This is a genomic window from Mycobacterium sp. pUA109, assembly GCF_041287095.1.
Taxonomy (GTDB): Bacteria; Actinomycetota; Actinomycetes; order Mycobacteriales; family Mycobacteriaceae; genus Mycobacterium.
This window is the reverse complement of the sequence record NZ_JBGGKS010000010.1, coordinates 25,663-50,427: the sequence shown is the minus strand read 5'-3', so window position 1 is coordinate 50,427 and position 24,765 is coordinate 25,663. Positions and strand designations below refer to the sequence as shown.

The following is a 24,765-nucleotide window of genomic DNA, read 5'->3' as shown; positions in this document are numbered from 1 at the left end:
CAGGCCAGTTGGAACAGGATCGACCACCAATACACGGGGAAGGTCGCGCCGACTAGGGCGGTTTTGCTATCCATTTCCTGTAGCCAGACTGTGCAGCTTCTGCAGCAGCAACCCGATAGATTCCGAGATGTGAGTGAACGTCGGCAGCCTACCGGGGCGCGTGGTCAAGTGCGGGTCACCGGCGCCGATTGGGCTGCGCCGCAATCGCGACGGCAGCCCGGCCGCAGCGGTACTAACTGCAACACCCGCTGTCCGGGTCTTGGCATTGCGTTGACCCCGATCTGTTAGTCGTACCGCAGCCGCGGACACTCACGGCGCGGTTAAGGCACCAACACATACACGCACTGCGCCTCGAACCGCAGCCACCTCCTGCCTGCCAATGGAATTCGTCGGTACCGCAGGTGGCGTAGCAGCCGCGTGAACATCTGCGTCTGCCGCCAACGACACCGGCAAGGCCGCGAACTGTGATCACAGCAGACATGCAATTAAAAGGTTAGATGAAATGGACTTTGCGACATTGCCGCCGGAAGTGAACTCGGCCAAAATGTATTCCGGCCCGGGGTCGGGGCCGATGCTGGCCGCAGCAAGCGCCTGGGACGGATTGGCTACCGAGCTGTATTCCACTGCCGCGTCGTACGGGTCGGTGCTCTCCGCCTTGACCAGCCAATGGGTGGGTCCCTCGTCGGCGGCGATGGCGGGCGCGGCCGCTCCCTATGCGTCCTGGATGGTCGGCACCGCCGCGCAGGCCGAACAAACGGCGCTCCAGGCCAAGGCGGCGGCCGGCGCCTACGAGGCCGCGTTTGCGGCGACAGTGCCGCCACCGGTGATCGCGGCCAATCGCAGCCTGTTGGCGACGCTGGTGGCGACCAATATTCTCGGGCAGAACACCCCGGCGATCGCGGCCACCGAGGCCCACTACGCCGAGATGTGGGCCCAGGATGCCGCCGCCATGTTCGGCTACGCCGATGCTGCGGCGGCGGCGACCCAGTTGACGCCGTTCACCTCACCGCCGCAAACCACCAACGACAGCGGGGTCGAAACTCAGTCGGTCGCGGTCGCCCAAGCGACCGGCACCTCGGCTAGCTCGAATGTGCAGACGCAGCTGTCGCAGCTGATCTCGCAGGTGCCGAACACACTGCAAAGCCTCACCACGAACGCGACGTCAACCTCGGCCTCGTCGCCATTGGAATCGTTGATCTCGGCATTGGAATCGGATCTTGAGTCCAGCCTGTCAAGCCTCAGCTCCATAATCAACACTGTCGCAGGGCCATACACGCCGATCGGGATCGCGGGAAACTTTTTCAGGACCTGGTGGTCGATTAGTAGCATGATCCCGGGCCTGGGTGGAGCCGTGCAAAGTGTGCCGTCCACACTTACCGCAAAAACGGTCACCGGGGCCTTGGGACCGCTAGCATCGGCCGAGCTTTCCGGAGCGCCTGCGCTGCAGCCGGCGGGCCTGGGTGGCGGGGCAGTTTCGGGAGCGATGAGCCGCGCCGGCCTGGTGGGATCGCTGTCGGTGCCGACCAACTGGGCCGCCGCCACCCCAGCGGTCCAAACGATGGCCAAGGTGTCGGCGAGCGCCGGTCTTGACGCCGCCCCGGCGATCGCCGCCGAGGGCCAAGAAGCATTGTTCAGCGAGATGGCGGCATCGAGCCTGGCCGGCCGCGCTTTCGGCGCAACCGCGGGACGCGCCGTCGGTGGTGTCGCCGCCCGCATCACTGGTGGCGTGGTCACCAAGGCCTCCCCTACCACCGCCACCATCATCGTCGTGCCACCGCCCATCGCGGAATGACTATCGGCAACCGCGGCTTAGGAGGGACGTAGTAGTGAGTTTCGGGGATTTTGGCGCGCTGCCACCGGAGATCACCTCCGGCCGGATGTATTCGGGTCCTGGCGCGGGCACGCTGCTCGATGCCGCAACAGCCTGGGATGCGCTGGCCGCCGAATTGCACATAGCGGCAGCCTCCTACGAGAAGGTGGTGTCGGTACTGATCAGCGGGTCGTGGCAGGGCCCGGCAGCGGAGTCCATGGCGGCGGCGGCCGCACCGTACGTGTCGTGGATATCAACCACCGCAACCCAAGCCACCCAAGCCGCCACCCAGGCCAGGGCGGCGGCCAGTGCCTACGAGACGGCGCTGGCGGCCACCGTGCCTCCACCGACGATCGCGGCCAACCGCAGCCAGCTGGCATCGTTGTTGGCGTCCAACATTTTTGGGCAGAATTCCTCGGCGATCGCAGCCACCGAGGCCCAGTACGGGCAGATGTGGGCACAAGACGCCGTGGCGATGTTCGGCTATGCCGGATCGTCATCGGCGGCCACCAAGGTGACACCGTTTAGCGCTGCGCCACAGACCACCAATGACTCAACCGCCTCGGCGGCGGCCACCACGCAGTCGGCCTCATCGCTGGGCGGCATCGAAGACATCTTCGGCATCGTCCCGGACCTGCTGAAAGACCTTGCCTCCCTCGGCACGCAGTACACCAAGGCGTGGGAGAACATGATCGGCAGCATGACCGGAATATCCTGGGCGTCATCGCTGTGGGAGCAGGTGAACACCTTCGCGGGAACCGTTGGTAAGAACGCGATTTGGACGAACACGGTCGGGGGCACTATCAACTTCGGCATCGGACAGTTCAAGACGTTCTATCACCTGCCGGCCGCTGCCGCGATCCCGAAATCCTCACTGGGCGCTGGACTCGGAGGCGCGCGACTTGCGGGCTCCGCCGGCCTGGCCAAGGCCGTATCGGCCGGCGTGGGGGAAGCATCCGTCGTCGGGCGGTTGTCGGTACCGCCGGGCTGGGCAACGGCGACCCCGGCGATCAGATTGGCGTCCACCATGTTGCCAGGGACCAGCCTGGCCGCAGCGCCCATGGCCGATCTCCCGGCAAACCTGCTGACTCCGATGTCCCTGGGCAGTTTGACCGGAGGCGCTGTCGGCGGTTCGGCTCCACGGGTCATCAGCGGAACCCGCATCCTGGGACGCACGACAGCCGGCCAGCAGAACGGCGAGCCGGTCAGGCTTGATGAGGTCATCGCGCAGCTGACCGAACAGCCCAACGCGGTTCAACACTGGCATGCCGATCCGGCCGATCTTGAGAAGGTGCTCGCGGAACTGTCGCTAAAACCCGGCATCCACACCGTGCATCTATCCGCCGGCGACAAGGCTGCACCCGCCCACCAGTAACCACCACGATGCGACACAGGAAGTGAGGACCCGTGAAACCACTGCTCGCGCTGCTCAGCGCTATCACGATGATCGGTCTCGCGGTGCCCGCGTACGGCGAGCCCGACGCTGAAGAGGCTGCCGCCGTGGACAACGCGGGTTTCCTCAGTTCTCTGCGACAAGCGGGCATCTCCTACAACAACGAGGACCAAGCCATCTCGGCTGCCAGAGCGGTGTGCGGATTGATCGGTAACGGCGAATCGGGTCTTGAACTCCTCAAGGACCTCAAATCCACCAATCCCGCACTCACCACCGACGGCGCGGCCCAGTTCGCCGCGATCGCGGCGAGGGCGTACTGCCCACACCAACTCACGCCAAGCGGTGGCGGCAGTAAATAGACGACGAAGCGGCACGCCGCCGAACGAAAGGGTGATGTGGCGGACAGAACAGACGTCGGTTGGCTGCGGAGGCTTTGGCAGTGGTCGCGACGGTATCGAGGGCAGGTTGCGTTGTCGCTGCTGCTCGCGATCGTGGGCCAAGGCCTACTGGCGGTTGTGCCGCTCGTGCAGCAGGTGATCGTCGACGAGGCGGTCGGCAGCGGATCAGCACACCTTCTCCGCTGGATCTCGGTGCTCTGCAGCATCGGGGTGGTGGGGTTTGCCGCGCATGCCAGCCGCCGCTATTTGGGCAGCCGCGTCGCCGTCGACGTCCAACACGACCTGCGCGTCGCCGTCCACCGCCACCTCCACACGCTTGATGCGCGGCGCTATCGCGACCTCGCCACCGGCGATGTGGTCTCGCGAACCATCGCCGATCTCAACCTCATTCAAGTATTCATCGCCCAAGTTCCGTTGTTCGTCGCAAACATCACCCTGCTGCTCGTCGGGCTCATCGTGATGGCGTCGCTGTCGCCACTACTGTTCGTGATCATCGCCTTCAGCGTGGTGATCCTCGCCTACGTGACATGGCGACTGCGCCGAGATCTGTATCCCGCGTCCTTTTCCGACCAAGTGCAGCTCGGCCAGGTTTCCAGCGCAGTTGAAGAAGAAGTCAGCGGCTTGCGTCTGGTGCGGGCATTTGCTCGCGAAGAGCATCAGCTGGCTCGATTCACCGATCGGGTCACGACGCTCTTCGCGTCACGAGTCCGGTGCGCGCGAATCTCGGCGCGCTGGAGTGCCGCGATGACCGCGGTCCCCGGTTTCACCCAGTTGGGCGTACTGGCATTCGGAGGGTGGCTTGCTCTACAACACCACATTTCGCTAGGGGTGTTCTTAGCGTTCGCGTCGTACGTTCTGCAGTTCGCCGCCCCCACACGCCTGCTCGCCGCCATGGTGTCGACCACGCAGCTCGCACGGTCCGGCGCTCACCGCGTCTTCACGCTGCTGGACACCAGGCCCACCCTGACCTCGTCGGACTGCCCGCTACCGAATCCCCATGGCCTGGTGGAGGTCGACCATGCCGATCTGACCGTGGACGGCACCCGAGTGCTGCGCTGTGTCTCCACCCGGATCCCGCCCGGTCGACGGGTAGCGGTGGTCGGGCCATCCGGTTCGGGCAAGACGATGCTGGGGATGTTGATCAGCCGGTTCTACGATCCGGACCAAGGCGGCGTGCGGATCGGCGGAACCGATCTGAAGGACGCGTCGCTGGATTCGATACGCGCCGCGGTCACCATGGTTTTCAACGACAGCCTGCTGTTCACTGGGACGGTCCGCGACAACATCACGCTCGGGCGGCCCGACGCAACCGACGCCGAAGTGCTGCAGGCCGCAACGGCGGCGTGCGCACACGAGTTCATCAGCGGTCTGCCGCAGGGATACAGCACCGAAACCGGACCCAACGGGATCGCACTGTCCGGCGGGCAGCGTCAGCGGATCGCGCTGGCCCGGGCATTCCTCGCCAACCCGGCGGTCCTGATCCTCGACGACGCCACCTCGGCCGTCGACACGCGCACCGAACGCGCCATATTCGATAGCCTGCAGCACCTCATGGCCGGCCGGACCACAATTCTGATCGCACATCGTCCCTCGACGTTGGAACTCGCCGACCACATCATCGTCATGGAGTCGGGCCGAATCACCCACGACGGGCCAGCCGCGGCCGTCACCGCAAGTTCCGCCTTTGTCGCTGATTTGATCGCTGCCGCGCAGGATCGCTCGGCCTGCCCCGTCACCGCCGCGACGACCCGCCGCCGGCCCGTTCTCGAGCAATCGACGCTCGATACCGAATTGCTCAGCCGCATCGGGCTGGATTCAACGATGAGTGGCGAGCAGATCCGACATATCGATCCGACGCTGCGGCGAGCGGTACTGACTCTTCCGCCGCTCACTGATCGACCCGGTGTCGGCGACGATCCGAACACAACGCCCGACCACCCTCTCGCCGATCCACGCCCGTTCGCGTTCCGCTCACTGCGCCACTTCGTGCCGGCCATCGCAGTGTGCGCCGCACTGGTGCCCGTTGATGCGCTAACCACACTGATGGCACCGATTGCCTTCCGGTTCGGCATCGACCACGGCATCACCGTGCACGTCGAATCCGTGTTCTGGTGGACTTGCGCGGCGCTGTGCCTGGTGCAGGTGCTCTCGTGGATCAACTCCCGCATCCTGTTGTTCCGGTCGGCGCATGTCTCCGAACGAGTCCTGTTCGCCCTGCGGTGCCGACTGTTCGGCCATTTGCAGCGGTTACCGATCGACTACTTCGATCGCCATTCGACCGGCAACGTCATCACCAGGTTGACCGGCGATGTCGATGCGATCAATCAGCTGCTGCAGCAAGGCTTGGTCAACTCCGTCGTCAGTGTCGCCACGTGCGCCGGGGTATTGGTGGTGCTGGTCACCCTGGACTGGCGCTTGGCGCTCGCCATGCTTGCGCTCATGCCGGTACTCGCGTTGGCTTCCCGCGTCTTTATGCGCGGCTCACAAGCCGGATACCTGCAGGCCCGGTCCAAGATTGCGGCGGTGACTGCACTGCTGACCGAACACCTCGGGCGGATCAGGATCACCCAGTCGTATGCCGCCGAAGGCCATCTCAGTCAAGCCTTCGCCCGACAGTCCATCAGGTATCGGGACTCCCGTCGTCGGACCGGGCTTTACATCTCGCTGTTCTTTCCGTTCATGAACCTGCTGGCGATCGCCGCCAAGACCCTCATCCTGCTCGTCGCGGGGCGGTTGATCGACGCCGGCTCCCTCACCACCGGTGTACTGGTGGCAACGCTGCTCTACGTCGACCAGTTCTTCACCCCCCTGCAGCAACTCTCGCTCGTCCTGGATTTATGGTTCCAAGCCAAGGTCGCCACCGCCCGCATGACCGACTTCCTGCGAACCGATGTCGACTCCTGCCCGGCCCAGTCGGTCATGTCTCCGCCATCACGGATGAGCTCCGCCGAGATCGTCTTCGACGACGTCACGTTCGGCTACCGGCCGAACCGTGCCCCCGCACTCGACTCGGTGACCCTGCGGATCGCCGACGGCCAGACTGTCGCCTTGGTCGGCACCACGGGTGCGGGCAAGAGCACCGTGGCCAAGTTGCTGCTGCGTTTCTATCGTCCAAGCAGGGGAACGATCCGCCTCGGCGGTACCCCCATTGACGACCTCGACCTTGCCGCGTTCCGCCGCCAGATCGGCTACGTGCCCCAAGATCCGTATCTGTTCAGCGGCACCATCGCCACGAACATTGCCTTCGGCCGACCCGACGCCACGGCACCTGAAATCGAGCGCGCGGCACGCGCTGTCGGTGCGCACGACATGATCACCGATCTCCCGCTCGGCTACGACACCCCGGTGGGCGGCGGCCGCTCCATGTTGTCTGCCGGCCAGGAGCAGTTGGTCTGTCTGGCGCGCGCTGAACTAATTGAACCCCAGGTGCTGGTCCTCGACGAGGCCACCGCGAACATCGACCTGGCGACCGAACGCCGGGTTCAGGCGGCGCTCGATGCGATAACTCATCGTCGCACCACCCTGCTGGTCGCGCATCGCCTCATAACCGCCGCCCGTGCTGATCAGATCGTCGTGATGCGCTCCGGCCGGGTGGCCGAGGTAGGTGGTCACCGCGAATTAATCGCCGCGGGCGGTCTGTATTACAGTCTGTGGCAAGGCTATTCGGCATCGACATCACATGAACCCGCCGCTGTCAACCTTTCCAATATATGAAAGCTGATTACTCGGCGACGTCAGCCGACAGACCTATCATGAACAACGGCCGCGGATTTCGGCCGTGGAACAGGAGTCCCCATGTCACGATCCGTGATCTTTCGCCGCGCCGCACTATTCACAGCCATATTGTTGTTACCGTTCGCTGCCGCGTGCGGTGGGGGCACGCAATCAAGCAGCGCCGGCCAACCCTTTGTGCTTCGGGTCGCCGACCCGGGTAACGCCGGGCCGGGGGCGGTCGGTAAACGCGACGGCACCTTCGACCACGATCTCGCCCCGTTGCACGCGAAAGTCGAATGGGTCAGGACGACTCCCGGCTTCTCCTCCAACCTCAAACTGTTCAATGCCGGCCAACTCGACGCATCCGAAGGCGCCTACAGCCCGGTTGTGGGTGCGCTGTCAAAAGATGTGGGCGTCAAGATCGTCGGTGTCGCAGACCCGGTCGGCAAGGACCAGAACGGCATCCTGGTCACCAAGACCTCCGGCATCACCTCGGTGAGCGGGCTGATCGGCAAGCGGATCGCCGTTAATCCGGCGGGAAAAGGTGAGTACATCACCCTGAAAGCGTTGCGGCAGGCCAATATACCGTTCGACAAAGTCGAACGTGTGCCGCTGCAGCAGGCGGATGCGACGTCCGCCTTCTCCACCGGGCAGGTTGAGGCGTGGGCGTCATTTCTGGATCCCTACCAGGAGGCGAAGGCAAACGGTGCCGTCGAGATCGCAACCGAGGAGAGTATCGGATCAGTTGACAGCAGAATCGTCGCATTCCGCACCACGGTCCTGCAACAACGGCCAGACGTCGCCCAGCAATATCTCGAAACCCTGAAACGGCTCACCGATCAACAGCGCGCCAACCCCGAAGGCTTCCAGAACGTGTTCGAAAAATCCGGGCCCCGCGCGCTGAAGGGGCAACGCTTGCAGCGGGCATTGCGGCTTGCCGCACAGACAACGCCCTTCCACGAACCAACCGAACAAGATGCCCGGGATTTGGAATCGGTATCCGCGTTGTTCGTGGCTGCCGGAGTGATCCCGCAGCCGATCACGGCCGACGACATCTTTTTCGATCTCGCGGCGCAGGTCCAGAAATACCAGAGCGGCCAGAAATGACAGTACCGACTTCTCCCGTGCCGAACACGTCAGTGACCGGCCCGGCCGAGTTGCGTCTGGTGACACCGCAGCACCGCAGGCCGCGCACGCGCCGACTCTGGTCCACCCTTCCGGTGCGTATTTCGGTTCCGGCCGCGCTGGTCGCCGTGTGGTGGATAGGCTCGGCGACCGGCGCCATATCACCGCAGGTCCTCGCCGGGCCAGCCGCGGTGTGGAACGCCATCGTCGAGCTCTATCAGGCCGGCCAACTCGTCGACTTCACCGTCGCCTCGTTGCAGCGCGTGATCCTCGGGGTGGCGCTCGGGGTAAGCGTCGGTTTGATTCTCGGTGTGCTGTCGGGGCTCTACACGCTGGGCGAAGAGCTGATCGACGCCACCATGCAGATCAACCGCGCGATCCCCTTCCTTGCGTTGGTCCCGCTATTCATCGCCTGGTTCGGGATCGACGAGACGTTCAAGGTGCTGTTGATCGCCGTCGCCACGGTTTCTCCGATGTACGGTTACAGCTACCTCGGGGTTCGCAACGTCGACCGTAAGATGATCGAGGCCGCCCAGAGTTTCGGGTTGGCGGGGTGGCGGCTCATTTTCGGTGCCATTATCCCGTCGGCCTTGCCGGGAATCCTCATGGCCCTGCGCATCTGCCTGTCCATCTCGATCACCGCCCTGATCGCGGCCGAGCAGGTGGGCACCAGGAAAGGTATCGGCTATCTGGTCTCGCTCGCGCAGGAGTACAACCGTACCGACTACATGGTGCTGTGTGTCGTGCTCTACGCCCTGCTCGGCCTAATCTTCGATGCCGTCGTTCGACTGCTCGAAAGGTTTTCGATGCCCTGGCGCCAAGGGGTTGCCATCCGATGAACGGTATCGAAACCCCGCTGCCGCCACTACTCGATCGCCAGCCCACACCGGACAGCGCTCGGGACAGACGCGTCGGCCAGCCCGTTGCCGTATCCCTGTCGCAGGTGGCGAAGAGCTTCGGCCGCAAGGTGGTTCTCGACGAAATCGATTTGACGATCCGCAGCGGTGAGTTCGTCGTCCTGCTCGGGCCCAGTGGTACCGGCAAAACCACATTGCTGCGGCTGCTGACCGGTCTGGAAAGACCCGATTCTGGGGAGATACTCGTGCCGGCTGAGCGCACCACGGTCTACCAGGAGCCGCGGCTCATCCCGTCGAAGCGAATCCTGGCGAACGTCACGATCGGTCAGCGGCGCGGCAAGCTGACCAAGCAGCGCGGACGACAGGCCTTAGCCGAGGTTAACCTCGTGGACAAAGAGCATTCTTGGCCGGCGACACTCAGTGGCGGTGAGGCACAACGTGTTGCACTGGCCCGGGCCCTGGTCCGCGAACCTGAACTGCTGTTGCTCGACGAACCGTTCGCGGCGCTCGATGCCCTCACCCGGCTGCAGATGCAGGACCTGGTGGGCGACTTGGTGGCGCGGCACCGTCCCGCGGTGTTGTTGGTGACCCACGACGTCGATGAGGCCGTCCGACTGGCTGACCGCGTCCTCATCCTCTCCGACGGAACGTTTCGGGTCGACGCGGACATCGACTTGCCCCGGCCCCGCGACCGGACAGATCCACGTTCACTTCGGTACCGCGCCGCGTTCCTCAGCGAACTCGGTGTCGGCCGCACCGAGCCGCCATCACCGCCTGACCCGGTTGTCCCCCACTGACACAGATAGGGAATTCGTCATGACCGTCGCCGCCGCATCATCACAGCCGCAGACCGAGACCGCGCTCGACACGTTGTGGTACACCCGTTGCCCCGTTCCAACCGCCAGTGGACTGGCCCACAGCCTGGGCTGGCTGGCGCGGCGGGCCGCGCAACTGGACCTGGGTTTCGCCATCCTGCAAGACGCCGCGCCGCCCATCGCGGCGCACCACTACGACCACCGACTACCCGGGCTGATTCGCGAGGGCGGCAACGTGCCTGCCCTCGCCGCCCGCGCGTCCGGGTCGCCCACTCGGCTGATCGGGCTGACCTGGATCGATGAGTCGCAACGAATTCTGGTGGCAGGAAACTCGCCGATCGGCAGTCCAGCTGAGCTCAAAGGCCGACGAATCGGAATCCCGGGCTGGGCGGCCGATCAACCGCGCAGCTTCCCGCGGGCGATGGCGTTACACGGGTTCGCGTCGGCGCTGCGGATCGCAGGTCTGACGTTCGCCGACGTCGTGGTCCGCGAGACTGCGGTCGACGCCGACCCGCAGGTACGCACCGACGCGGCCGACCGTATCCGGGCGACGAGCTTCGGCGTCGCCGAGTTGCTCGACGGCACGGTCGACGCCATCTACGTGAAAGGCGCCCGGGCCGCCGAGGTGGCCACCGAGCACAACCTTCGCGTGCTCGTCGATCTCGACCGAACCGAATCCAAACGGCTGCGGGTCAACAACGGAACACCGCGCCCAATCACCGTGCACGCCGACCTGCTCGAACAACGACCCGAAGCCGTGGTCGGCTTCCTAGCCGAGAGCCTGCGCGCCGCTGACTGGTCGGCGACCAACCTGGATTCCGTGCGCGAGGTGCTGGCACGCGAAACGTTCTCTGGGCCGCATGGAGTGGCGGCGGCGTACGGCGATCGGTTCCACACCGCGCTGCATCCGTCGTTGAGCGACGAGCGAGTCGAGTTGATCGGGATTCAAAAGCAGTTCTTGTACACCCACGGTTTCTTACCCGGCGACTTCGATATCGAGTCCTGGGTGGCCCGCGAACCCCTGGAACTGGCGCGCGCCGAGGTGGCCCGCGACCGCGCGGCGGCACGGGAGGACAGCTGATGGTCGACTTCGCCTGGGAGCTGCCGACACGTGGTGACAGCCGACACGTCGGGGCCGCACCGCGGCATCGGGGCGGTTGGGGGCCCGGCCCGTCATCGGCCGTCGCCACCGACATCAGGCCGGGGCGATTCGGCCCGTTCGACGCGCTGGACCAGATCATCGCGGCGGTCGAGATCACCGGCTACGACGGCCTGATCGCCCCGTATGACCCGGGTGGGGAGGAGTCGTGGATCGTCGCCGGAAACGCCCTGCGCCACACCCGCCACACCCGGGTCGGTGTGGAGTTCCATCCCGGTTTCGGTACCCCCGTCTACGCCACAAAGCTGTCGGCCACCCTGCAGCGGCTCTCCGGTGACCGGCTCGACTGGCATCTGATCGTCGACACCACGGACGCCGACGATCGTAGCCGCGGCGACGGGTTGTCCACGCCGGACAAATACCGGCGTGCCGACGAGTTCCTCGCCGTCGCCAAAGGTGTGTGGACCGGCGCCGGCACGCGCGGCGGCGGGTCTGCGGGCGGCGAGTTCAACCATGCGGGGCGGTTCTACGACGTGATCGACGGCGGACTCGACGAAGCGGTGGACGGGCACCGATTCCCCACCGTCTATATCTCGGGCGCTTCCGAGGCTGCCCTGGACTTGTCGGGCAGGCACGGCGATGTCCACCTGTTCGAACTGCCGCCCGATGCCAGCCCCCCACCTGTCACCGAACTGTCCGAGCGTGCCCACGCTTTCGGCCGTGTGGTCCGGGCCGGCCTGCGTCTTCCGGTCATCGCCCGGGTGAATGCAGGCGAAGCCTGGGCCCGGTTGCGGCGCCAGTGGGGTGAGGCTTTCCCGGATCACGCGGAACGCGATCTGGAGTCCGGTCGGATCGACGATCTCACCTTCACCGGATTCCAACACCTTGGGCATCGTGCTTCGGTCGGGTTGGTGGGCAGCTACGAGGCGGTGGCGCAGCGGATTTCGGAGTTGTCGGATTCCGGGGTTGAGGTGTTTGTGCTGTCCGGCGTTCCGCACCTCGAAGAGCTGCATCGCAACGCCGAACATCTGCTCTACCGCGCCGACCGCAACTCACGCGTCCTTGCCTAAATGTCGAAGAGGAAGAAACCATGAGCATTGACATCTACTGGCGCATCGGCATGCGCGGCGACTACGCCACGCTCCGGACACCGCGCCGTGACAATCGCGGCGACTGGGGCGGTATCGGTCCGGGCAACATCGCCCCGGCGATTCGCGATGGCAAGACCGACGGCTACGGCTACATCGACCATATGGCGGCCGTGGCCAAGGCCTCCGAAAGCGCCGGATTCGTCGGCGGCCTGCTGCCGAACTTTCCGTTCACCGATGATCCGTGGGCCAGCGCGTCAGCACTGGCCCGGGAGACCTCCACCTACCGGTTCATGGTCGCGTTCCAGCCTGGTTTCCTGCATCCCCTGCAGGCCGCTCGGATGTCGGCGAGCCTGCAGCGGGCCACCGGCGGCCGACTTGTCTATAACATCATCACCGGTGGCGGTGGTGCACCCCAGCTGTGGTGGGGGGATAAGGTCGCCCACGATGACCGTTACCGTCGCACCACGGAGTTCCTCGAGGTGCTCAAGGGGGTCTGGCGCGGCGACGGTTTCGACTACCACGGCCGGTTTTTCCACACCGAAGGTGCGGCGTTGCCGCCGGAGCTCGCGGCCGCACCGTTTCCCGAGGTGTACCTGTCCGGTTCCTCGGCGGCGGCCGTCAACGCCGCCGGCCTGCACGCGGACTACTACCTGTCTTGGCTGGAACCCTACGGGGACCTCAAGGCGAAGTTCGACGGTGTCCGCGAACACGCGGCGAAACTCGGTCGCACACCACGGTTCGCGGTCCGCATCGACGTCCTGGCCCGGCACACCGCCGAGGCGGCCTGGGCCGAGATCGCCGAGGGCTGGCAGTATGTCGAGCCCGAGGTCGCAACCGCGCACGCACGAGGCGCCGCGGTGGGGACCGGCCGGATTAAGGGCTGGGTTCCCGAAACCATCACCGAATACCAGGACCTGGAAGTCCAACCCAACGTGTGGTGTGGCTTCAGCCTGCTGCGCGGCGGTCCGGCCTTCGGACTGGTGGGTAGCTACGAGCAAGTAGCCCAACGTCTCGACGAACTGATCGATCTGGGCGTCGACGCCTTCATCCTCGCCGGCAACCCCCATCTCGAAGAGGCGTACCGGGTCGGTGAGGAAGTTCTGCCGCTGCTCGGTCGGACGCGCCTGACCCGACCGAATTCCGGGTTGCGGGCCCACGCGACCGCCTGAGTTACCAACCACCAACGAAAAGAGGAATCCATGACCACGACCGAACCCGCGATCAGCGCCGCCGTCGCCGAATTTGCCGAGGCGGCGGCCCGCGATGCGCAGCAGGCCTTTCGGGTGTTTCGTGACACGAGAACCGTCTCGGCCAACGGGACGGTGAATTTCGTTGAGCGGGTACCCGGCGAAGAGATCGCCGTGCAGCTCAACGATCCCGGGCCGTGGTCCGATGATGACACCGTGGTTCCGGTTGTCGCGCGCTTCGACGGCACGGTGATCTCCGGCTCGGGTCAGGCAGGATTCGTCAAAACCTACGGCACAGTGTTCCGCGCGCACCCGGAAATCACCACCGGGGTGCATATCCACACCCCGTGGCTCGGCGCGTGGGCACAGACCCATCGCACGCTGCCCATCCGGTATGCCGCCTCGCAGCGCCTGACTTTGTCGCGGGAGATCCCCCCGCACATCAATCGGCGTCAACCGGCGTCGGAATTCATTCTGGAGAAGCTGCAGTCCGACCCGTATCTGGCGGCCGTCTTCGAAGCCAACGGGGGCAGCAACGTGCTGGGCCGCAACGGCCTGCTGGAGACCGCCAAGTTCATCGTTTTGCTCGAGGAGGGCGCTCAGTTCCAGGCGATCGCCGAAACACTCGGCGGCTCGGTGGAATTCGATCCGACCAACCTGGAGGCCCAGTGGGGTCGAACCGGTCTGCTGTCGGATGCCCGCAAGTTGGGCCTGATTCCCGAGATCTGATCACCGCCAAGACAGGAGAAATCGATGACCGTTCGTGTCGGCTATTTTCCCAACAACAACTCGCTGTTCGTGCTGCGGCACCGCGGCATCCTGGAGCGCCGACTCGACGTCGAGTGGGTTGATTTGCGCTCGCTGCCGGCCCCGCCGGAGCCCGACCCGAGGTTGGGTCTGCCGACCTTGCACTCCGACTGGCTGTACACCGAGGGTGGCTACGATTTCATCGGTACCGGTTTCACGCCACCGATCACCGGCCTCGCGCACGGTAGGGACATTGTGTACGTGGGTATCTCAGGGCCGCGGGTCAACAACGGCCGGCTGGTGGTCAAGGCCGACTCCGGTATTGGCTCGGTGGCCGACCTCCGAGGCAAACGGGTCGGCATTGCGCACGGGTCCTGGCAGACCACCCTGGTGCTATTCGCCCTGGACAATGCCGGATTGTCCTGGTCGGATATCGCGCCGGTGAACACTTCGGACACCGGCGGCGACGATCAGTTCCGCGCCGGCGAGATCGACGCGTGGGTGGGCGCCTATCCGGGGCTGGCGACGGTCGAAGCCGACCTCGAGGTGCGGACGCTCGTCGACACCGGCGGCCTGTTCAGTCATCCCTCGCTGTGGTTCACCCGGCGCGACTTCGCCGAAAAACGACCGACGGACTTGCAGATCATCGTCGATGCCCTGCGTGAATCCGACCGTTTGATCGCCGAGGATCCGCGCGCAGCTGCCCAGTTCTTCGTCGATGACGTGGTGTCACGCGGCGGCGACGCCAGCCTCGATGCCTGGGAATCCGCGCTCCGCAATCGGCCATGGGGGGTGAACCCGGTCAGTGCCGAATTTCTCGACGAACAGCAACGGGCCGCCGATCTGCTGTTCGCGAATGGGCTGCTCCCCCGCGCGGTGAGCGTACGCGAGTCCGTCCTGCAGTAGGTGTACCGCGTTACCCGTCCAGGCGGGCAACCACGGTCGGCCGCGCCGGTGGCCCAGTTTCGAGCAACGCGGTGATCGCGTCGATATCGAGGTGGGCGATCAGCAGGTCGGCCATCACGTCCAACTGCGCGTCCCGGCGCGCGGCCACGTCGACGTCGTCGGCGACCACGAAGCCGTCCCGGCCCGCGGCGACGGCTGCGGCGGTTAACCAGTTCCGCCGAAACGCGTCGTTGTCGAACAGCCCGTGCCAATGCGTGCCGAACACCGCGCCGCGGCGATAGCCCTGCGGGGACCCGGCCGCTGCGAACCACTCCGGCTCGGCGCAGCGGGCTAGCCGGCCGTGGTGGATCTCGTAGCCGGTGAACGGGTGCTGCCAATGCCGCAGCACCTTGTCGTCGGTGAATACGATGTCGGCGTCCAGCAGGCCCAGCCCGTCGACCCGGCCGGCGCGGGTTTCCACCGGATCGTCGATGGACCGGCACAGCATCTGGAAGCCGCCGCAGATACCCAGCACCGGCCGGCCCGCCGCCGCGTGCGCCACGACCGGTTCGGCCAGGCCCGTCTCGTACAGCCACCGCAGGTCGGCGACGGTGGCCTTGCTGCCCGGCAGCACGACCACGTCGGCGTCGGCGAGGTCGGCGGGATCGGTCACCCACCGCACCAGCACCCCCGGTTCGCAGGCCAGCGCCTCCACGTCGGTCGAGTTGGAGATCCGCGGCAGCCGCAGTGCGGCCACCCGCAGCCACTGCCGGCCGCGCGGCGGCTGCGGGGTGCCCAGCACCCGGTGCGCGCGCACCGACACCGAGTCCTCGGCGTCCAGCCACAGCTCCTCGGCGTGGGGCAGCACCCCGTAGGTGGGGCGGCCGGTGAGCTCGGCGAGCTGGCGCAGACCGGGCGCCAACAGGCCCGGGTCGCCGCGGAATTTGTTCACGATGAACCCGGCGATCAGCCGCTGGTCCGCGGGGTGCAGGATCGCGACGGTGCCGAACAGATGCGCCAACAACCCGCCGCGGTCGATGTCACCGACCAGCACCACCGGCAGTTCAGCGGCCTGCGCCAGCCCCATGTTGGCCAGATCGGTTGCCCGCAGGTTGATTTCGGCCGGAGATCCGGCGCCTTCACAGATCACCGCATCGAACTCGGTGCGCAGCGACGCCAACTCGTCGGCGACGACGTCGGCCAGCCCGGCCCGATGGGTGTGGTAGTCGGCGGCGCTGACCGAGTCGGCGACGCGTCCGCGGACCACCAGCTGGGAGGTGCGGTCGCTGCCCGGTTTGAGCAGGATCGGGTTGAACCGGATGCTGGGCTGCAGTCCGGCGGCCCGGGCCTGCATCGCCTGCGCGCGGCCGATCTCGCCGCCGTCGACGGTGACCACGGAGTTGTTGGACATATTCTGCGCCTTGAACGGCGCGACCCGAACCCCCTTGCGCGCCAACAGCCGACACAGCCCCGCGACCACCAGCGACTTGCCGGCGTCGGAGCTGGTGCCGGCCACCAGCAGCGCGCCGGCGGTCACGTTGGCACGGCGAGCAGACGTAAAAGCCCCGTATTTCGGGGCGAAATGGGGGCTTTTACGTCTGCTCGCGGGGAAAGCGTCACGGCAGGGTCAGGATCTCTGCACCGTCGTCGGTCACCACCAGGGTGTGCTCGAACTGGGCGGTCCACTTGCCGTCGGTGGTGGCGACCGTCCAGCCGTCGTCCCAGATCTCGTAGTCCAGCGCGCCGAGGTTGATCATCGGCTCGATGGTGAACGTCATGCCCGGCTCGATGACCGTGGTGACCGCCGGCTGATCGTAATGCAGAATCACCAGCCCGTTGTGGAACGTGGTACCGATCCCGTGACCGGTGAAATCACGAACCACGTTGTAGCCGAACCGGTTCGCGTACGACTCGATGACCCGCCCGATGACCGACAACGAACGTCCGGGTTTGACCGCCTTGATCGCGCGCATCGTCGCGTCATGGGTGCGCTCGACCAGCAGCCGGTGCTCCTCGGACACGTCACCGGCCAAAAACGTCGCGTTGGTGTCACCGTGTACCCCGTCGATGTAGGCGGTGACGTCGATGTTGACGATGTCGCCGTCCTCGATCACCGTCGAGTCGGGGATGCCGTGGCAGATGATCTCGTTCAGCGAAGTGCAGCACGACTTGGGGAAGCCCTTGTAGCCCAGCGTCGACGGATAGGCGCCGTGGTCGACCATGTAATCGTGGGCGATCCGGTCGAGCTCGTCGGTGGTCACCCCCGGCGCGACGGCCTTGCCCGCCTCGGCCAGGGCGCCCGCGGCGATCCGCCCGGCCACCCGCATCTTCTCGATCACCTCGGGTGTCTGCACCCAGGGCTCGCTGCCCTCGCGGGCGGTGGGTTTGCCGACGTATTCCGGGCGTTCGATCGAGTTGGGCACCGGCAGCGTCGGGGACAGCACGCCGGGTGACAGCGCAGAACGGGTGGGCATTCTGCCAGCTTAATAGGCACCGCTACGGACTAGATTCACCTCCATGGCCCGTGACGACGTCGACGCCGACTTCGCCGCCCGGTTCGCCGAGCGGTTCGCCGACACCTGGCGCACCCCCGACCTGGCCAAGCACGAAGCGTTGTGGGACGACGACATCGTGCTGATCCAGCCGCTGATGGGCACACTGCGCGGCAAGCAGGCCTGCCGGGACGCGTTTCAGCGGCTATTCGCCCTGGTCCCCGACCTACACGCCGATGTGCACGCCGTCGGCCACGACGAACACCGGGTGTTCATCGAGTTCACGCTGAGCGGAACCTACGGGGGCAAGCCGATCGCGTGGGATGCGGTCGATCGGTTCACCTTCACCGGCGGTCGCATCGCCGAACGGGTGTCCTACTTCGACTCCGCGCCGCTGGTGGTCAAGCTGCTGAGCCGGCCCAGCGGGTGGGACCGGCTGGTGCGCGCCGGAACCGCACTGTTCGGGCGCTAGCGGCGAGGGCGGCGCCGCCTGAGCCAGGACCGCCGACGTGGGCCCCTGATGTCGACCGAGCCGCCCACCACGCGCCCGGTCAGCACCACGTGCGGGGTGCCGTCGGCCGGCGCGTTCGTGCGGTGCTCGCGGGCGCTGCCCCAATAGACCTCGACGTCGTCGATCGAGGCGCTGGCCCCGTCGGGCAGCCGGATCTCCACCGAACCGAACCGCATATCGAGTTCGATGACGACCACCGGGCCGGCGAAGCGGGCGTTGACCAGGTCCAACTCCACCGAGCCCAGCCGGCGCACCAGCGCCAACCGGGTCGGGACAATCCACTCGCCGTGCCGTTTGAGCGAGCCGGCCCAGCCGCGCAGCTCCACCCGGTCGGCGGCCGAGGTGACGATGGAACGCGGTCCGGGCAGATCCCCGACCAGGGTGTCGAGTTCGGCGCGCATCCGGGCCTGCGAAACCTGCGCCGAGCGTTCCTCGAATTCACCGATATCGATCAGCCCGAGCGCAACCGCATTGTGCAGCCGGCGCAGCGTGCCGTTGCGGTCGGCGTCGGAGATGCGCAACGCGGGGGCCGAATCCCCGTCGAATGCTGTCATGGCCTTTCCAAGGTACCCGCGGCCCGGCCCCGCGTTAAGCCAGGTAGTCGCCGGGCAGGCTTTGCAACATCACCTTGGTCATCCGGACCGCGTACTCCGAACTGCCACCCCCCACGATCAGCGCCGCGAACGCCATATCACCGCGGTATCCGGCGAACCAGGAATGCGAACCGCCGTCGAATTCGGCTTCACCGGTCTTCCCGTACACCTCACCGCAGTCGGCGATGTCCTTGGCGGTGCCGTTGGTCACCACCAGCCGCATCATCGGCCGCAGCCCGTCGAGGATTTTGTCGCTGATCGGCGTGGCCTCCCCGGTGAGCGCCGTCGGCCGCCCCTCGATGAGCTGCGGCACCGGGGTCTTGCCGGCCGCGACCGTGGCGGCCATCAGCGCCACCCCGAACGGGCTGGCCAGCACCTTGCCCTGACCGAAGCCGTCCTCGGTGCGTTCGGCCAGATCCACCGTCGGCGGCGCCGACCCGGTCACCGTGGTGATGCCGTCCACCTGGTAGTCGAGCCCCAGCCCGTACTGCGCGGCGGCCAGCGACAACGCCCGCGGCGGCATCCGGCTGGCCAATTCGGCGAACGTGGTGTTGCAGGAACTGGCGAAGGCGCGCGCCATCGGCACCACCCCCAGGTCGAAGCCGCCGTAATTGGGAATCGTGCGCTGGCCGATGTCGATCTCGCCGGGGCAGCCCAGCAGCGTGTTCGGGGTGGCCATATCACGCTCCATCGCCGCCCCCGCGGTGACCATCTTGAACGTCGACCCCGGCGGGAACAGGCCGGTGGTGGCCAGCGGGCCGTCGACGTCGGCGCCGGCGTTCTGGGCGACGGCCAAGATCTCCCCGGTCGACGGGCGAAGCACCACCATCATCGCCTTGCCGCCGCGGGTGTCGACCGCGTGCTGGGCGGCGTTCTGCACGGCGCGATCCAGGCTGATGGTGATCGACGGCGCGGGTGATGGCGCCACCTCGTGCAACACCGCCACGTCGACACCGTTCTGGTTGACGCTGACCACCCGCCAACCCGCTTCCCCGTCGAGTTCGGCGGCCACCTGCTCCTTGACCTGGTTGACCACGGTGGGTGCGAAGTGGTCGTCGGTGGCCAACATCGCTTCTTGCGGGGTAACCACCACGCCGGGCAACTGACCGATCGCCGGGGCCACCCGGTTGTTGTCGTCGGTGCGCAACGTGATCAGGTCCACCGGCTGGGTCGACGAACTGGCCTCTTCGGCGAGCCGCTGCGGGTCGTTGAAGGCGTCGTCGAACGGGTGCAGGACCTCGACGACCGCCCGGGCGGTGTGCATCAGGGTGCGGCCCGCCCGGGTGGCGTCCAGTTGGTAGTGGTACAGGTAGCCCGGCACCAGCACGTCGGTGCCGCCAACCTCGTTGACCGAGGCCCGCCGCGGCGGGTCGGCCCGCAAGGCAAACGTCTGGCGCTCCCCCAGCCGGGGATGCAACCCGGTGGTGGACCAGCGCACCTGCCAGCGCCCCTCGTTGCGCACCATCTTGAGCTGGCCGTCGTAGGTCCAGGTCCGGTTCTTGGGCAGTTGCCAGGTGTAGCGGTAGTCGACGCTGCCGGTGTCCTCGCTGTATTTCGCGCCCAGCACCTGCGCGTCCAGCCGGTTGGCCTGCAGCCCGGCCCACGCCGCGTTGAGCGCTTCGCGGGCCGCGCCGGGGTCATCGCTGAGCTGGGCCGCGGTCGCGGTGTCGCCGGTGGCCAAGGCGGCAAAGAACTGCTCGGCGGCCGGCGCGGGGCCGTCCGGGCGCGGGGTGCAAGCCGCGGCGGCGGCCACCGTCACCAGCACAACCACCAGACCTGCGACCCGTGATGCCCATGAGGTTTCTGTTGTCATTGTGGCTGATGTTAGAAGGCGGGGCGGCGCGACCTCGGGAGGCGCACCGAGACCGAACCGTTACGTGTGGCGACAGGGGGCTCCTAGCCGTCCAACCGGCACCGGTTGGCGACGATATATTTGCCCGATGACTGCCCTTCGCCCGTCGCCGTCCCCCCGGTAGCGCATGCTCACCGTCGGATCACTGATCGCCGGGTACCGCATCGAGCGGGTCCTCGGGGAGGGCGGCATGGGCGCGGTCTACCTGGTGGCCAACCCCGAACTTCCCCGCCGTGAGGCAATGAAACTGCTGTCGGCCGAGTTGTCGCGGGATAAGGGATTCCGGGCCCGGTTCATCCGCGAGGCCGACGTGGCCTCCCAGCTGGATCATCCCAACATCGTGTCGATTCATCGGCGTGGCCAAACCGAAGACGGGCAGCTGTGGATCGCCATGCAGTTCGTCGACGGCACCGACGCCGACGCCGCATTGCGCAGCGGGCAGATGACCCCGGACCGGGCCGTGCACATCGCCGGCGAGGTCGCCAAAGCACTCGATTACGCCCACCGGCACAACGTGCTGCACCGCGACGTCAAACCCGCGAATTTCCTGCTGTCGGGCGAGGTTGGCCCCGAGGAGCGCGTGCTGTTAGGGGACTTCGGTATCGCCCGTGCCTTCGACGACGCCAGCCTGACCGGCACCGGCCAGGTGATGGCCACCGTCTCCTACGCGCCCCCGGAGGCGCTCAGCGGCGGCACCGTGGATCGTCGCGCCGACCAGTATTCGTTGGGCTGCGCGCTGTTTCGGATGCTGACCGGCAAGACCCCGTTCGGCGATGCCGGCGGGCAGGCCGCGGTGATGAAGGCGCACCTGCAGCAGCCGCCGCCGCGGGTCAGCGAGCTGGCCCAGTGGCTGCCACCGGCGCTGGACGGCGTGCTCGCCACCGCCCTGGCCAAAGACCCGGGCCGGCGTTTCGGCAGCTGCAGTGAACTCGCCGCGGCGGCCAAAGCGGCTCTGCGCCAACCCACTCCGAACAGCGAGACGACCCAGCGCATCGCGCCGCTGATATCGCGTCCGCAACCCACCCCGCCGCACGCCTACCGACCTCCCAACCCACCGCCGGCCCGCTTCACCTCCCCGGCCCAACACGTGCCCACGGGGCAGCACACGCCGCCGCCGTTCCACCCGATTCCGCCGAGCCCGACAGCGGCGCAGCAGCCGGCGCCGCCCGCCCCGCCACCGCGACGCAATCGCCGCATGGCGATCATTGCCGCGGTGGCCGGCGTCGTTGTGATTGCCGCGGCGGGCATTACGGCCATCGCCTGGCCGTCGGACAAATCCGGCCCGGCGGAAACGACCACGTCCACCGCCGCCGCGACGACCACCACCCCCGCAGCGACACCGACGACCACCGCCCCAACGACCGCCGCCGCCGCGCCGCCGACCGCGGTGGCGGCCGCGGAGTTGCCCGGATTGTTGCTCAGCGCCGACGAAGTCAGCACCATCATGGGCACGACGCTGCAGGCCGACCCGGTCAAGGATCAACTGTGGAACGACCGCGATGCGATCTCCGACAAGGGCTGTCTGAGTGCATGGATGCCGGTCCAGGCCGCCACCTACGACGGCAGCGGTTGGTCCGATGTGCGGTCACAGGTCGTCAAACAAGCCGGCGTCACCCATGACGCGGTGTCGGTGGCCCAGGGCGTCATCGCCTATCCCAATCAGGACGCCGCCCGACCCACCGTGTTGAGCCTGCCCGATCAGTGGAAGGCGTGCGCCGGGCGCACCTTCACCGTCGACACCCCCAACGGGCCGCAGCCGTGGACCTTCGGACAACAAGCGATGCCCGCCCCCGGCCTGTACACCATGACCATGACCAAACAAGGCGGTAGCAACGTGTGCGGGCGCGCCCTGATGCTGCGCGCCAACGTCATCATCGACATCCTGGCCTGCGGGCCGGGTCTGACCACCCAGAACGTCGATATCGCGAACAAGATCGCCGCCAAGATCCAGTAGTAGCCTGCGGCGTCAGGTCAGCGAGTTGAGTTGAAACTGCGTCCAGGGTCGTGGGTGGAGGCAAATCCGCAGCCCTCAACGCAATCTCAACGCCGGGCCACCGACCGGCCAGACGAGGGCGACAGCGCGCGAACCCCTCAGTCCAGCAGGACCGTCGCGAAGGTACCGACCTCAACGAAGCCGATCCGCTGATACGTCGCGCGGGCGACGGCGTTGAAGTCGTTGACGTACAGGCTGGCGATCCGACCGGTCCCCACGATCACCGCGGCCAGCATGGCGGTGCCGGCGCTACCCAGACCCTGCCCGCGTCGCTCCGGGTGCACCCAGACCCCCTGGATCTGGCTGACCGCCGGCGATTGCGCCCCCACCTCGGCCTTGAAGACCACCTCACCGTGCTCGAACCGGGCCCAGGCCCGACCCGCCGCGATCAGGTTGGCCACCCGGCGGCGATAACCACGGCCGCCGTCGCCGAGCCGCGGATCGACACCGACCTCGCCGATGAACATATCCACCGCGGCCACCAGGTAGGCGTCCAGTTCGCTGGGCTGCACCTGACGCACCGCGGAGTCCATCGGGCACGTCGGCATCGACCGCAGCGCCATCAGCGGTTGGCGGTCGCGCACGTCACGCGCCGCGCCCCAGCCCGACTCCAGCCGCTGCCACATCGGCAGCACCAGTTCGGCCCGCCCCACCAGTGACGAGCAGCGCCGTGACATGCTCATCGCCTTGTCGGCGAACGCGTTGAGGTCGGCGGCGGCCCCACGCAGCGGAATCAGATTGCCCCCGGCGTAGCACAACGACTCGTCGGCACCGCGGCGGGTCCACAGTTCGCCGCCAATGGCACCGGGGTCCACGCCCCCGTGGTCGGCAACGCGGGCGGCCACCATGCACGACCCCACCGGGTCGGCGTCGAAGACCCGCCACGCCGCGGCGGGGTCGCGCACCACCGACACCCGTCGCTCATCGACCAAACGAAAGATGGGCGGAGCCGACATACTTCAGACCTTCTGCGGACTACGAACCGACGGCCGGGCGGCCGCACACGGCTGTGCTCAGCTTACGGTCACAATGGGCGAACCGCTCGAACTTGTATCCGGACCGTGTTCTGCGCCGAGTTCGGCGGTGCCCATCTCGGCGGCCAGTCGGATGGCCTCTTCGATCAGCGTCTCGACGATCTGCGCCTCCGGCACCGTCTTGATCACCTCGCCGCGCACGAAGATCTGGCCCTTGCCGTTGCCCGACGCCACGCCCAGATCGGCTTCGCGCGCTTCCCCCGGGCCGTTGACGACGCAGCCCATCACCGCCACCCGCAGCGGCACGTCGAGCCCTTCCAGACCGGCGGTGACCTCGTTGGCCAGCGTGTAGACGTCGACCTGGGCGCGTCCGCACGACGGGCAGGACACGATCTCCAGCCCGCGCGGCCGCAGGTTCAGCGATTCCAGGATTTGGGTGCCGACCTTGACTTCCTCGACCGGCGGCGCCGACAGGGACACCCGGATGGTGTCGCCGATCCCGCGGGAGAGCAGCGCCCCGAACGCGACCGCGGATTTGATGGTGCCCTGAAACGCCGGGCCGGCCTCGGTGACACCCAGATGCAGCGGGTAGTCGCAGGCGGCGGCCAACTGTTCGTAGGCGGCCACCATCACGACCGGGTCGTTGTGCTTGACGCTGATCTTGATGTCGGAGAAGCCGTGTTCCTCGAACAGCGACGCCTCCCACAGCGCCGATTCCACCAGCGCCTCCGGGGTGGCCTTGCCGTACTTCTCCAAAAACCGTTTGTCCAGCGACCCGGCGTTGACGCCGATGCGGATCGGGATGCCGGCGTCCCCGGCGGCCTTGGCCACCTCGGCGACCCGGCCGTCGAACTCCTTGATGTTGCCGGGGTTGACCCGCACCGCCGCGCAGCCGGCGTCGATGGCGGCGAAGATGTACTTGGGCTGAAAGTGGATGTCGGCGATCACCGGGATCTGGCTTTTCTTGGCGATCGCCGGCAGCGCGTCGGCGTCCTCCTGCCGCGGGCAGGCCACCCGCACGATGTCGCACCCGGCGGCGGTCAACTCGGCGATCTGCTGCAGCGTCGAGTTGATGTCGTGGGTTTTGGTGGTGCACATCGACTGCACCGAAATCGGGTAGTCGCTGCCCACCCCGACGTCACGGACCATCAGTTGGCGGGTTTTGCGTCGCGGCGACAGCGTGGGCGCCGGGGCTGTCGGCATACCCAGGCCGGTTGTCATTTGGTCTC

The 24,765-nt window shown here is 66.9% G+C and carries 20 protein-coding genes; 14 read left to right on the top strand and 6 right to left on the bottom strand.

Features of this window, described 5'->3' with window-relative positions:
• The first annotated feature begins 502 nt into the window (after positions 1–502).
• From ACAG26_RS13185 to ACAG26_RS13130, 12 genes are all read left to right on the top strand, one after another.
• Positions 503–1,792 carry a PPE family protein gene (locus ACAG26_RS13185; RefSeq protein WP_370482847.1) on the top strand — a complete coding sequence of 430 codons (1,290 nt, stop codon included), beginning with the start codon at positions 503–505 and terminating at the stop codon, positions 1,790–1,792.
• A gap of 85 nt (positions 1,793–1,877) precedes the next feature.
• On the top strand, positions 1,878–3,185 hold the full coding sequence (locus ACAG26_RS13180; protein WP_370483091.1) for a PPE family protein: 1,308 nt from the start codon (positions 1,878–1,880) through the stop codon (positions 3,183–3,185).
• A gap of 32 nt (positions 3,186–3,217) precedes the next feature.
• Positions 3,218–3,562 (top strand): DUF732 domain-containing protein, encoded by a 345-nt coding sequence (locus ACAG26_RS13175; RefSeq protein ID WP_370482845.1) that lies wholly within the window; start codon positions 3,218–3,220, stop codon positions 3,560–3,562.
• A 111-nt stretch (positions 3,563–3,673) separates the two neighbouring features.
• Positions 3,674–7,315 carry an ABC transporter ATP-binding protein gene (locus ACAG26_RS13170; protein WP_370482843.1) on the top strand — a complete coding sequence of 1,214 codons (3,642 nt, stop codon included), beginning with the start codon at positions 3,674–3,676 and terminating at the stop codon, positions 7,313–7,315.
• A gap of 81 nt (positions 7,316–7,396) precedes the next feature.
• Complete coding sequence (locus ACAG26_RS13165; RefSeq protein ID WP_370482841.1) at positions 7,397–8,422, top strand: NrtA/SsuA/CpmA family ABC transporter substrate-binding protein; 1,026 nt, start codon at positions 7,397–7,399, stop codon at positions 8,420–8,422.
• Positions 8,419–9,279 (top strand): ABC transporter permease, encoded by an 861-nt coding sequence (locus ACAG26_RS13160; protein WP_370482839.1) that lies wholly within the window; start codon positions 8,419–8,421, stop codon positions 9,277–9,279. The genes ACAG26_RS13165 and ACAG26_RS13160 overlap by 4 nt, the downstream gene beginning before the upstream one ends.
• Positions 9,276–10,094 (top strand): ABC transporter ATP-binding protein, encoded by an 819-nt coding sequence (locus ACAG26_RS13155; protein ID WP_370482837.1) that lies wholly within the window; start codon positions 9,276–9,278, stop codon positions 10,092–10,094. Before ACAG26_RS13160 ends, ACAG26_RS13155 begins: the two co-directional genes overlap by 4 nt.
• A gap of 19 nt (positions 10,095–10,113) precedes the next feature.
• A complete protein-coding gene (locus ACAG26_RS13150; RefSeq protein WP_370482835.1) occupies positions 10,114–11,193 on the top strand; it encodes an ABC transporter substrate-binding protein in 1,080 nt (359 codons plus the stop codon).
• On the top strand, positions 11,193–12,281 hold the full coding sequence (locus ACAG26_RS13145; protein ID WP_370482833.1) for an LLM class flavin-dependent oxidoreductase: 1,089 nt from the start codon (positions 11,193–11,195) through the stop codon (positions 12,279–12,281). The genes ACAG26_RS13150 and ACAG26_RS13145 overlap by 1 nt, the downstream gene beginning before the upstream one ends.
• 20 nt (positions 12,282–12,301) lie before the next feature.
• Entirely contained in the window at positions 12,302–13,471 is a 1,170-nt protein-coding gene (locus tag ACAG26_RS13140; RefSeq protein ID WP_370482831.1) for an LLM class flavin-dependent oxidoreductase, read from the top strand.
• Positions 13,472–13,501: 30 nt separating this feature from the next.
• A complete protein-coding gene (locus tag ACAG26_RS13135; RefSeq protein ID WP_370482829.1) occupies positions 13,502–14,218 on the top strand; it encodes a class II aldolase/adducin family protein in 717 nt (238 codons plus the stop codon).
• Positions 14,219–14,242: 24 nt separating this feature from the next.
• Entirely contained in the window at positions 14,243–15,142 is a 900-nt protein-coding gene (locus tag ACAG26_RS13130; RefSeq protein WP_370482827.1) for an ABC transporter substrate-binding protein, read from the top strand.
• A gap of 10 nt (positions 15,143–15,152) precedes the next feature.
• Here the strand turns inward: ACAG26_RS13130 and ACAG26_RS13125 are convergent, their stop codons facing one another.
• Both ACAG26_RS13125 and map read right to left on the bottom strand, forming a co-directional pair.
• Complete coding sequence (locus ACAG26_RS13125; protein ID WP_370482826.1) at positions 15,153–16,658, bottom strand: cobyric acid synthase; 1,506 nt, start codon at positions 16,656–16,658, stop codon at positions 15,153–15,155.
• Between the two features lie 79 nt (positions 16,659–16,737).
• Entirely contained in the window at positions 16,738–17,595 is an 858-nt protein-coding gene (map, locus tag ACAG26_RS13120) for a type I methionyl aminopeptidase (protein ID WP_370482825.1), read from the bottom strand.
• A gap of 43 nt (positions 17,596–17,638) precedes the next feature.
• Between map and ACAG26_RS13115 the strand changes: the two genes are divergently transcribed.
• Positions 17,639–18,085, top strand: a complete 447-nt coding sequence (locus ACAG26_RS13115) for a nuclear transport factor 2 family protein (protein WP_370482824.1) — start codon at positions 17,639–17,641, stop codon at positions 18,083–18,085.
• Here the strand turns inward: ACAG26_RS13115 and ACAG26_RS13110 are convergent.
• Both ACAG26_RS13110 and ACAG26_RS13105 read right to left on the bottom strand, forming a co-directional pair.
• Positions 18,082–18,678 (bottom strand): DUF1707 domain-containing protein, encoded by a 597-nt coding sequence (locus ACAG26_RS13110; RefSeq protein ID WP_370482823.1) that lies wholly within the window; start codon positions 18,676–18,678, stop codon positions 18,082–18,084. The two genes, ACAG26_RS13115 and ACAG26_RS13110, sit on opposite strands and share 4 nt — an antisense overlap.
• A 34-nt stretch (positions 18,679–18,712) precedes the next feature.
• A complete protein-coding gene (locus ACAG26_RS13105; RefSeq protein ID WP_370482822.1) occupies positions 18,713–20,530 on the bottom strand; it encodes a penicillin-binding transpeptidase domain-containing protein in 1,818 nt (605 codons plus the stop codon).
• A gap of 166 nt (positions 20,531–20,696) precedes the next feature.
• Between ACAG26_RS13105 and ACAG26_RS13100 the strand changes: the two genes are divergently transcribed.
• A complete protein-coding gene (locus ACAG26_RS13100; protein WP_370482821.1) occupies positions 20,697–22,523 on the top strand; it encodes a serine/threonine-protein kinase PknH/PknJ in 1,827 nt (608 codons plus the stop codon).
• Between the two features lie 137 nt (positions 22,524–22,660).
• Here ACAG26_RS13100 and ACAG26_RS13095 read toward each other — a convergent pair whose 3' ends face one another.
• Together ACAG26_RS13095 and ispG are read right to left on the bottom strand one after the other, a co-directional pair.
• Positions 22,661–23,518, bottom strand: a complete 858-nt coding sequence (locus ACAG26_RS13095; protein WP_370482820.1) for a GNAT family N-acetyltransferase — start codon at positions 23,516–23,518, stop codon at positions 22,661–22,663.
• Between the two features lie 57 nt (positions 23,519–23,575).
• A complete protein-coding gene (ispG, locus tag ACAG26_RS13090; protein WP_370482819.1) occupies positions 23,576–24,757 on the bottom strand; it encodes a flavodoxin-dependent (E)-4-hydroxy-3-methylbut-2-enyl-diphosphate synthase in 1,182 nt (393 codons plus the stop codon).
• Positions 24,758–24,765 lie beyond the last annotated feature (8 nt).